This window comes from Nostoc sp. FACHB-190, assembly GCF_014696905.1.
Lineage (GTDB): Bacteria > Cyanobacteriota > Cyanobacteriia > Cyanobacteriales > Nostocaceae > Nostoc_B.
The window spans coordinates 141,265-152,091 of the sequence record NZ_JACJQW010000019.1; the positions used below are offsets into that span (position 1 = coordinate 141,265).

A 10,827-nucleotide genomic window follows, 5' to 3' on the forward strand; every position below is an offset into this window, starting at 1 on the left:
TTGAAAGCTGTTCTGACTCAGAAGAGTAGAACATTAAGGTTCTACTCTGTAAAACCATTTCACTTAAAAAGTGATACAGATACAAAAGCCGCGCCTCGACTTCTCCTGACGGAGACGCTGCGCGAACGCTCGGCGAACAGAAGGAGAGGTGCAGATAAAGTGATTTGTATCAGTAATTTCGTGAATTGGTATAAGATGTTTTACACCTAACTAACAATTCAGTTTAACCTGTGTTGAGAAAACTGGCATTCAGTTTGCATTCTCAGAAAATACTGAGTCACCGAAGTTTGCTCAACGCGGGGAACCCGCGCACGCAACTTCTCGCTGAGTGCTGAGTAAAAATACTAATAGGACTTACACAGTCAAACGAAAAATCAAAGGTGTAGAGAAGGGTGTGAAGGTATATGAGTATATATATCCAAAAACCTTACACCCTCAAACCCTTTCACCCCCACACCCAGTCTCCACAGACAATCTTTGTGCATAAGTCCTAACTAAGCTGATTGCCTGTGAGTTAGTCTTCGTAAGAATATGGAGTTAGTCACAACACTGACTGAACTAAAGGCCATGAGTGCGGCGGCGTTTGATGGACTGAGGACGAAACCCATACTAGGTAATAAAACACCAGCTGCTAAAGGAATCCCCAAGGTATTGTATGCAAAAGCCCAAAATAAATTTTGGCGGATTTTGTTGAATGTGGCACGACTGAGGCTAATGGATTCTACAACGTCACTTAAGCGATCGCGCATCAAGATAATTTCCGCAGTTTCCATTGCTACATCTGTACCTGAGTGTAAGGCAATCCCGACATCGGCTTGAGATAAAGCGGGTGCATCATTAATGCCATCTCCCACCATCGCTACAATTGAGTGCCGAGTGTTGAGTGCTGAGTGCTGAGTGCTGAGTGCTGAGTGTTGGGTTTCAGTTTGTAGAGATTTAATTAGTTCGGCTTTTTTACTGGGTGGGACTCCGGCGATGATATCAGCATGATCTAATCCTAGTTGTTTACCGATCGCATTGGCGGCTTCTTGGCGATCGCCACTGAGTAACATTACTCTTAAACCCTTGTGCTGCAATTTTTGTACTGTGGTTTTGGCATCAGGTCGTAGGGTATCTTGAATGGCGATGAGTCCCACTAAACTACCCCCAACAGCAACACATACAACTGTTTTGCCTGCTGTCGCCAGTCTTTGAATTTCTCGTTTGGCAATTTCACTAACCACAACTCCATGCCAACTTAACCAATCTTGATTGCCTAACAGCACTATTGTTTCTTCCACTACCGCAGACACTCCTAGCCCTGGTTCGGTATGGAAATCAACGGCATTGGGAATAGTTAATTGCTGACGTTGTACTTCTTGTTGAATGGCTTTAGCTAAGGGGTGATAAGTGCCACTTTCTACTGCTGCGGCTAGTTGCATGAGGGAGTAGGGAGTAGAGAGTGGGGAGTGGGCTAGTTCTAGGCAATCAGTAACAGTAGGATTACCAGTGGTGAGTGTGCCTGTTTTATCAAAAACGACTGTATTTAGTTTGTGGACTTTTTCTAAAACGTCACCGCCTTTGATTAATAAACCGCGTTCTGCGCCTATACCAGTGCCGACGAGAATGGCTGTGGGTGTGGCTAGACCTAAAGCACAGGGACAAGCAACTACCATCACGGCGATCGCTAGTTTTAAGCTAGTTAATAATGGGGAGTGGGGAGTGGGGAGTGGGGAGTTGTGGCTATGGGCGGTGTGACTCATCATTTCCATACCACTGGAGATGATGATATCAGGCCAAATGTTTGTGCCAAAAAAGTACCAAAAGACAAAGGTGAATACAGAAGCGGTCAACACGCCGTAGGTGAAGTATCCAGCGACTTTATCGGCTAATTTTTGTACAGGTGCTTTGCGGGTTTGGGCTGCTTCTACTAGGGCGACAATTTGCGCCAAGGTGGTATCGTTGCCTGTACGGGTTGCTTGAATTGAGATCGCACCTGATTGGTTGATTGTGCCGGCAGTAACTAGATCACCTGCTTGTTTACTTACAGGTACAGCTTCGCCCGTTAACATCGACTCATCTATGGTTGTCTGCCCAAAGCGCACTTCACCGTCTACAGGGATTTTATCTCCAGGTAATACCTGCAACCATTCACCCACCCGCACTTGTTCGGCGGGGATTTCGATACTGTTAGCCGCAATTCCCAATTTTTCTGGGTCTGGGTTGGGAATTAACCTGGCTACCTGTGGTTGGAGAGCGAGTAATTGCCGAAAGGCGTTAGCCGCCCTACCTCTGGCTTGTCTTTCTAAGGTTCTGCCCAAAAGGATAAAGCCTAACATCATCACTGGTTCATCAAAGAAGCACTCCCAACCCATTTGGGGGAACAACAGCGCCACTAAACTCGCAGTGTAAGCGGTGATTGTTCCCAAACCGATTAAGGTGTTCATATTGGGAGAATTGCGCCGCCAACCCAGCCAGCCATCAAAAATAATAGGACGACCAGGAAATAACAGTGCTACTGTTGCGAGTCCACAATGAAACCAAATGTTGTCTAATATTGGCCAAGTTATGCCAATGAAACTGCTCAGATGCCCAATTCCCGACAACACCAGTAATATAGCAGCGATCGCTAATTGTCGGAATGCTGCACGCATTTCTTGGTGCTGTCTGTTGGCAGAATCTTCTAAAGCAGCTTGTTGGCTAGATTTGCGGGGTTGAGTTGGAAATCCAGCAGTAGTTAATCGCTTTGCCAGTGCATCTGCATCTACCGCCCCAACTTCTGACTCTACGACTGCAACTTCTGTCGCCAAATTGACGCAAGCAGTTTTGACCCCCGGATATTGAGTTAGCTGACGTTCTACAGCACTTACACACCCAGCACACTTCATCCCTCCCACATCCAGAATAATTGTCTCGGAAGCGGGGGCTAGTTCTGGGTCAAGGTTCGTTTTCGACACAAGTTGCATGGCAAGTTTTTAGATTCACTACGAACATCTAACGCCTGATTATAAGCATCTCTATTTCGAGCGTAGGCGAAATTTGGAACTATGACTGAATATCAATAACATTAATTTTTCGGCGTTGCTAATGAGTGGGATGAATTTTGTTTCGCGCAAAGGCAAGGCACTTCCACCCTCACTGCGTCTGAAAAATATTCTGCACCATCACTTTATCTGTACTGCTTGCGGCTTTATCTAACTCTGCTATTTCGCCAGCATCGAGTTGCCAACCCAACGCACCAATATTATCTTGTGCTTGGGCGAGGGATTTTGCACCAGGGATGGGAATAGTCCCTTTACAGATACACCAGTTAATGGCTACCTGTGACATGGTTTTATTTCTTGATTGGGCGATTTCTTGTAAACATGCTAACAGCGATCGCACTCCCGGTAATAACTGTCTAAATAACAACCCACGCACACCTTTGGGAAAATTCCTTGTCTCGGAATATTTACCTGTTAATATCCCCAAAGCCAAAGGACTGTAGGCAATTAATTTAATCCCCAATTCATCACACACATCTTTGAGTCCCAGTTGCGTCACCGGATAAGTCGATAACAAAGAATACTGCACTTGCAAGGTGGAAATCGGCACACCTCGTTCGGCAAATCTTTGCTGCACCATTTTTAAGCGTTTTGGCCCATAATTCGACAACCCAACACCTTTCACTAAACCTTGTTCGTAAAGATCAGCCAAACCCTCTAATAAACCTTTTTCTTGCCAAGGTGCATAATTAGCTGTAGACCAGTGCATCTGTACCAAATCAACGTTTCTACCTAAACGCTGGGCGGAAGACTGACAAGCTTTAATCATTGAATTGCGTGTCCATCGCCAAGGATACGCAGCCAGCTTTGTTGCAATGCAAATCTTTTCCTGGTTTAAACCTTGATACGCTTGAGCAAATCGCCCCAAGAGTAACTCACTACGTCCATTTAATCTCCCAGTACCGTAAGAATCACCCGTGTCAAATAAAGTTACACCATTACTGACACATAAGTTAAACACAGCTTGTAGCTGCTCATCCATGTTTTCGTTGTATCCCCACAGCAGTTGGTTTCCCCACGCCCAAGTTCCGCAACCCATTTTTGCTAGGGATAGTTCTCGACTGATTTGCATTTTGATTGTCAATCACGCACCATCTGTATTATCGGCATACATCGGCCTTTAATTTCATCCTGAGTGCTGAGTGGGAGTAGACAAGGTAGAGGGGGTAGACAAGGTAAAAAGATTGCTTCTATGTCCCCCTTGTCTCCCTTGTCTCCCTTGTCCCCCCTGCCCCGGTTGGTGAATCTCGACACTTCGACAAGCTCAGTGCATCGCTTCGCTCGATTACCGCGTAGCCGAACCACTCCCCAACTCCCTACTCCCAACTCCCTACTTTTTCAAGCCAAGTGCATAAACACAAGTTTCAGCAGTTCTGCACGGGTAAAAGGTTTAGTTAAATAACCAGAGGCTCCGACTAATTTAGCTTTGACTTTATCCACAATTCCTTTATTACCTGTGACAAAAATAATCGGAGTATGTTTAAAGGTAGAATTATTGCGAATTATTTTGCATAATTCATAACCATCAATTCCAGCCATGTTGAGATCCAACAAAATTAAGTCTGGTTTATGGCGAATAATTGACATCACCGCTTTGAGGGGATCATCAATTGTCACTACAGAAAAATTCTCACTTTCCAAAAAACGACTAATTTCTTTGAGAATTGTCTGGCTATCATCCACAGAAATGATTTTATAGGTCTTTTTGGCGGTGACGGTAGTAGTCGTTACTCTTTCGGGCGGAGAGTTTATGGTATTTGGTATTGTTAATTCCTGAAGATTGTGAATTGATGGTGAGGTTGCTTGGGGCGATCGCACCACCAGGTTAAAATCTTCAACAGCCAGCGCCGTTTCTGCTTCTAGATAGCGACTACTGGGTTCTACTACTGTGTCGATGAATTGTCTGTTGAGTAATGCTGTTGTATATCGAGCAGATCCTGAAACTTCCGGCTGATGCTTTGGTAATTGATCAAATGGTGGATCTGGTTCGTGCATAATTACCCCTCCTTGCACAATATGAGGGTATAAATGTTGAGCCAGTTGCATTTCATCTTGATTCATAATTACAGCCAGATGTCGCAGGCTAAACCCTTTCATCCAAGCTGTTAATTCTCGTGGTAGTTGCGGTAAGTTCTTGCTGTGGAAATTCCTGTTAATTAACAGATATGGACGCTGATAAGGTGAAGAAATTTGGGGAGCGAAAGATTGCCAATTTTGTAGTCTAATGTGACAAATTTCTAGAGTTTTTTCGACATCCAGACGACAAATTTTGCTCAATGTTTGGGTTGCATCACTTAAAGCATAAGTACCTGTTTTTACTAACAAAAATGATTCCATCACTTCTTTGACAAGTTCTTGAATCAAAATTGTCGCTTGTGCATCATCCAGATAACCTTCTTTAATTAGCCAATGAATTGCTTGATAGTCAGCAGGCTGAGTTGATAAATCGTTGCTATTAGCAATGGCATGATTAAAAACATCAGATTCAAAATTCATGCGTAATTCTACGCGAATTTCGCTACTGAGCAAATTCAGGCGGCGCAGCTGGCGTTCTAATCTATCAAAAGGTTCAACTGAGTTTGTCGCGTAGGTGATGTTTCCCTGTTCTAAATAAATTAGCCATGTTACTAGGTTGCTAAATGCTTGTATACAAGTCGTTTCGACACTATGAGACAGTTGTTTTAATAAACTATGAGGACGTAAAACTGTAAATGTACCGAAATTAGACATTTTAAAAAATTGTTTTAGAAAATTATACAGAATCTATGCAAATTTGGATTCTTAAGTATGTTTTACTTTATTAGTTTTAATCTGTCTCCCGGACAATTATTCTCTCGACCGATAAAATAAATCGAGATTAACAGCTATGGAAATCAAAGTCTTACCCAGTCAGCTTGACAATCTACGAAGACAAAACAGCAATACCTATAAAATACTTTTCATTACTATTTCTGAAAAGTCATAGTGGAAGTTAGTATTTTTACTCAGTCAGGAGTCAGAGCTTACGCTTTACCAATCTTTACCCACAAATATTACCTTTAGGAGGCTCAAGTACCAACAGATCCAAGACACCAACCTAAATCAATCGAAATTTGACATTTGATTAAGAGTTACCCACACCCTAGATTCAAGCCCAGGAAAATACATCTGTCATCAGATAGATTATTTATGAAGAAGAATTAAGAACACATCCGTCAGAGTTCAGCATGAATTTTGTACGACACTTCTCCTGGCGGAGACGCTACGCGAAAGACAAGCTCAGTGCATCGCTGGATGATGAATATTGGTTTAAAACCTTGCCCCTTACGATGCACAAGGAAATTCAAGTATTCTTCCGACTAAAACTCCATCCCTCCATGAGTAGCGTATTCTGAATTCTGAATTCTGTTTTCTGACTCCTTTTTATTTTTGAGCCAGCTTGAGGAAAATGAATCAAAAACAAAATTTTTACTAGCTCAATTCCGTATTTAGCTAAAAAACCCGCTTGCAAGGTGACTGGAATGAGCAATTGAACGAGTTAATACTTTTGCCGGAGATAAAAATGAATATGTTCCACATAAAATCTTTAAATTTTTATCTGGGCAACTTTTGATGTTTATTATATTCTAGCGGTTGCCCTACATAAATCTTTGTAGTTCTGAGAATGCCGAAAACCAGAACTCTTGGTAAATTTGCGGTTGAGCAACGGTAACTTGATGAAAACTTTAATAAATGTGTAGAGAATTTAGGGAAAAGTATTTGTTTAATAGTACATAAAGACTCGACTGGCGATCGCCCAAAATTTGCTTATTCCCTGTGAGACTCCGGAAACTGAAATATATACTTTGAAAAAAGGAAAATAAAGCTTTGGACTATAACATAACACAAAAAGTTATGCAAGATACATTAACCCTGGATGAAGTAGTAGAATTTGCGGAAAACCCCGAACCCCGTTGCCCTTGTGTATTGTTACTAGATACATCTGGTTCCATGCAAGGCGAACCCATAGAAGCATTAAATCAAGGTTTGCTGAGTTTAAAAGATGAATTAGTCAAAAATTCCTTAGCATCTCGTCGAGTTGAGGTAGCAATAGTAACATTTGATAGTCAAGTAAATGTCGTCCAAGACTTTGTAACCGCCGATCAATTTAACCCGCCAATTCTCACTGCCCAAGGACTCACCAGTATGGGCGCAGGCATTCACAAAGCCTTAGATATGGTGCAAGAGCGCAAATCCTTATATCGCTCCAACGGCATTGCCTACTATCGCCCTTGGGTATTTATGATTACCGATGGTGAACCACAAGGTGAACAAGAACATTTAGTAGCTCAAGCCGCCCAAAGAGTTCAAGGAGATGAAGCCAGCAAGCGCGTAGCCTTTTTCTCTGTAGGTGTAGAAAATGCCAACATGACAACGCTCAATCAGTTAGCTGTGCGGACACCACTGAAATTGCGTGGATTAAACTTTGTGGAAATGTTTATGTGGTTGTCAGCAAGTATGGCGGCTGTTTCTCATTCCCAAGTGGATGAACAAGTAGCCTTACCTCCTATTGGCTGGGGTTCCATTTAATCGCCCTCGTGGGGTTTCATACTTACACAGCTAGCCCAGACACAGAATCTATGAACACATCAAAACAGATTGATCATTGGCGGGTAGTCGCCGCATCTGTATGTGGTACCAGCCACATCAGAAATAAGCAGCTGTGTCAGGATGCTCACAACTGGCAGTTATTGCCAGACAATATATTAGTAGCCGCAGCAGCAGATGGCGCTGGTTCTGCCAGTCAGGGGAAAATTGGCGCAATGGTGGCGACAGAAGCAGCTGTAGAACATTTATCGCACAAAGAAGTTTCTCGCGCTGTGTTAGCGGATGATTTGGAAGTGCAATCTTTGTTGAGTGATGCCTTGCTGGCTGCGAAAAAAGCCGTAGAAACAGAAGCCGCAGCTTGTAACCAACAGCCCCAAGATTTGGCAACTACCTTAATCATTACCATCGCTACACCAGAAATGGTAGCAGCCGCTCAAATCGGTGACGGAATGGCAGTCGCAAAAAATCGTCAAGGAAATTTAATTGCGCTAACCATACCCAATAACGGAGAATATATCAACGAAACGACTTTCTTGACTTCCTTAGATGCTATAGACACAGCCCAAATGAGATTATGGCGAGAAGAAATAGTCAACGTTGGTATCCTCACCGATGGACTACAAATGCTGGCTTTAAACATGGTTGTTGGCGAACCTCACAAACCCTTCTTTTTTCCTTTGTTTGACTTTATCGAAAACGCCGAGGATAAGTCCTTAGCAAAAGAGCAACTCGTGAGGTTTTTAGGTTCTGAGCGGATAACACAACGTACCGACGATGATTTAACACTAATTATTGCTGCCTTCAACCGCTCATAAACAAGGATTCTGCAAGTTCGGTCTTTTTATCTAACCCCCGTTAACAGTGACTTAAACATGAAGGTACTACGTTGTCTTCCCCAGCCAGAAATTATCAACCTCAGCGTCAGCTTAGGACGAGGTGGTGAAGCCTGTGTTTATGCAGTGCCATCTGATGGCGATTTAGTGGCCAAGGTTTATCACAAACCCACAGCCAATCATGCTAAAAAACTGCAAGCGATGTTGGCGAACCCACCGGAAAACCCGACAGCTAATTTGGGGCATATTTCCATTGCTTGGCCACAGGAGTTAATCAAGACAGCAGATGGGAGTAAAACTGTCATTGGCTTTATCATGCCTCGGATTCGCGGGATGCGGCCAATTATTGACTTTTACAACCCCAGAACCCGTCGCCAACACTGCCCGTTATTCAACTATCAATATTTAGTGCGGACAGCGCGGAATTTAGCGGCGGCTTTTGCAGCCCTGCACAGTAGTGGTTATTGCGTGGGTGATGTCAACGAGTCCAACATCTTAGTCAGTGACACAGCACTGGTGAGTTTGGTAGATACTGACTCTTTCCAAGTGCCAGATTTAAATAATAATCTTGTCTATCGTTGTGCAGTGGGTAAACCAGAGTTTACTCCCCCAGAACTGCAAAACAAAGTTTTCGCCCAACACGATCGCACAATTGATCATGACTCCTTTGGTTTAGCAGTGCTGATCTTCCAATTATTAATGGAAGGGACACATCCTTTTTCGGGGATTTTTCAAGGCACTGCCGAACCGCCAGCCTACGAAGCCCGGATTGCGGCTGGACACTTCACCTACAGCCAAAACCGCCAAGTTCCTTATCTGCCGACTCCCATTGCGCCTCCTTGGGAAATTCTACATCCTAGCTTGCAGGCATTATTTATCCAGTGTTTTGAAACTGGCCACAACAACCCGCAGCTACGTCCCAATGCTCAAGCTTGGTTGTCGGCTCTGACGGAAGCTGAAGATGCTTTAATTACCTGTACTACCAATCCTCAGCATCGTTACAGTAATCACTTGCATAGCTGCCCTTGGTGTGAACGAACTTTGCGTTTAGGCGGCCGAGATCCTTTTCCCTCACAACGGGCAATTGAAAATCGAGAACATCTCAAACCAGCCACCATTCCCACCAGACGCTACAATCAGCCTCATCGCTTACCACAGCCAGTTATGTCATTTGCCAAGGGTAATTCTTGGCGACCAAATAATCAGCCGAATTATTTTCCTTATCAACGGCGCAAGATATCCAAAATTTACCCGATTGTTTTAGGTTGTCTGGGCTTAGGGATGTTGGGTTATTTGGATGTGATGGTGAAATTTACCCGTCCGTTTGTGTCGCAAAATGCCTATACTCAGCAAACCTTGATGACACATACCGCACCAAATCGGCAGGTGCTACATTTTGCTGATTATTACAAACAAGGTCATACTGCTTACCAAGTGCGTGACTATAAGCAAGCAGTCGAAAGTTTTACCAAAGCCATCCAAGAAGAACCAAAATACGCCAAATCTTTTATTAATCGAGGTAATGCTCGTTACAATCTTAAAGACTACGAAGGGGCATTAACAGACTATACGACAGCGTTGGAAATTAATCCCCAGGAAGTGAAAGCTTTTGTAAATCGTGGTAACGCTCGCTACATGCTGGCTGAGTATAGCAATGATCCAGATCGAGAATATCATTTAGCGATCGCAGATTTTAACAATGCCATCCGCCTCAACATCAAAGAAGCCGAAGCATATATCCGTAGAGGGATTGTCCGAGCGCAAATCGCCAAGTATAGTGGTGAATCTCTCAAAGAGTTCCAGCAAGCCATAGCCGATTTTTCCGCAGCGATTAAACTCAACGCCTCCAAAGCTGAAGCGTATTTTCAACGCGGCTCGGTATATTACCAAATGGCACAGTACAGCACCGAATACGCTCAACAATACCAAAATGCGATCGCTGACTTTGACCAAGCATTAAAACTTAACGAAAAATTGGCAAAAGCTTATCTCAAACGCGGTATGGTGCGCTATGAAGTCGCTCAATACGGTGGTAAAGAAGCAGACAAAAATAACCAAAAAGCCGTCGAAGACTTGCAATTAGCCGCCAAACTCGCCTTAGAACAAGAAGATACAGAAAATTATCAACAAGCACTCAGCAGTATGTGTGTGATCATTGAAAGTCAATGTAATGCTTTACTGCAAAGTTCTAGTGCTTGGGGAACTGTAGGCACAAATTAGCGGTAGTCATTGGTCATTTGTCGTAAGAATTCAGGAGTCAGAATTCAGAAGCCAGAAAAGTTGAAGAATGAGCAATACCTCTGCCAATTTACGAGGGTTCAACGCTTGTAGAAACGTTATGAATGCGTCCTAAAGCAGTAAGCTTGGCAAAAATCTGGGTTAATAAAATAGGCTCAGGGATTTCT

The 10,827-nt window shown here is 43.4% G+C and carries 6 protein-coding genes; 3 read left to right on the plus strand and 3 right to left on the minus strand.

The window, feature by feature from the left end; all coding sequences use genetic code 11:
* Nucleotides 1-494 precede the first annotated feature (494 nt).
* The 3 genes from H6G28_RS20455 to H6G28_RS20465 form a co-directional block, all read right to left on the minus strand.
* Nucleotides 495-2,945 carry a heavy metal translocating P-type ATPase gene (locus tag H6G28_RS20455; RefSeq protein WP_190673609.1) on the minus strand — a complete coding sequence of 817 codons (2,451 nt, stop codon included), beginning with the start codon at nucleotides 2,943-2,945 and terminating at the stop codon, nucleotides 495-497.
* 169 nt (nucleotides 2,946-3,114) lie between these two features.
* Nucleotides 3,115-4,095, minus strand: a complete 981-nt coding sequence (locus H6G28_RS20460; RefSeq protein WP_190673611.1) for an aldo/keto reductase — start codon at nucleotides 4,093-4,095, stop codon at nucleotides 3,115-3,117.
* A gap of 266 nt (nucleotides 4,096-4,361) precedes the next feature.
* Nucleotides 4,362-5,753, minus strand: coding sequence for a response regulator (locus tag H6G28_RS20465; protein ID WP_190590677.1), 1,392 nt, complete (start codon nucleotides 5,751-5,753; stop codon nucleotides 4,362-4,364).
* A gap of 1,143 nt (nucleotides 5,754-6,896) precedes the next feature.
* Between H6G28_RS20465 and H6G28_RS20470 the strand changes: the two genes are divergently transcribed.
* From H6G28_RS20470 to H6G28_RS20480, 3 genes are read left to right on the plus strand one after another with little or no spacing between them, the layout of a single operon-like run.
* Nucleotides 6,897-7,571, plus strand: a complete 675-nt coding sequence (locus H6G28_RS20470; RefSeq protein WP_190590678.1) for a vWA domain-containing protein — start codon at nucleotides 6,897-6,899, stop codon at nucleotides 7,569-7,571.
* A gap of 50 nt (nucleotides 7,572-7,621) precedes the next feature.
* Nucleotides 7,622-8,404, plus strand: coding sequence for a PP2C family serine/threonine-protein phosphatase (locus H6G28_RS20475; protein ID WP_190673614.1), 783 nt, complete (start codon nucleotides 7,622-7,624; stop codon nucleotides 8,402-8,404).
* 57 nt (nucleotides 8,405-8,461) lie between these two features.
* Complete coding sequence (locus H6G28_RS20480) at nucleotides 8,462-10,642, plus strand: tetratricopeptide repeat protein (protein ID WP_190673616.1); 2,181 nt, start codon at nucleotides 8,462-8,464, stop codon at nucleotides 10,640-10,642.
* The last annotated feature ends 185 nt before the right edge of the window (nucleotides 10,643-10,827 follow it).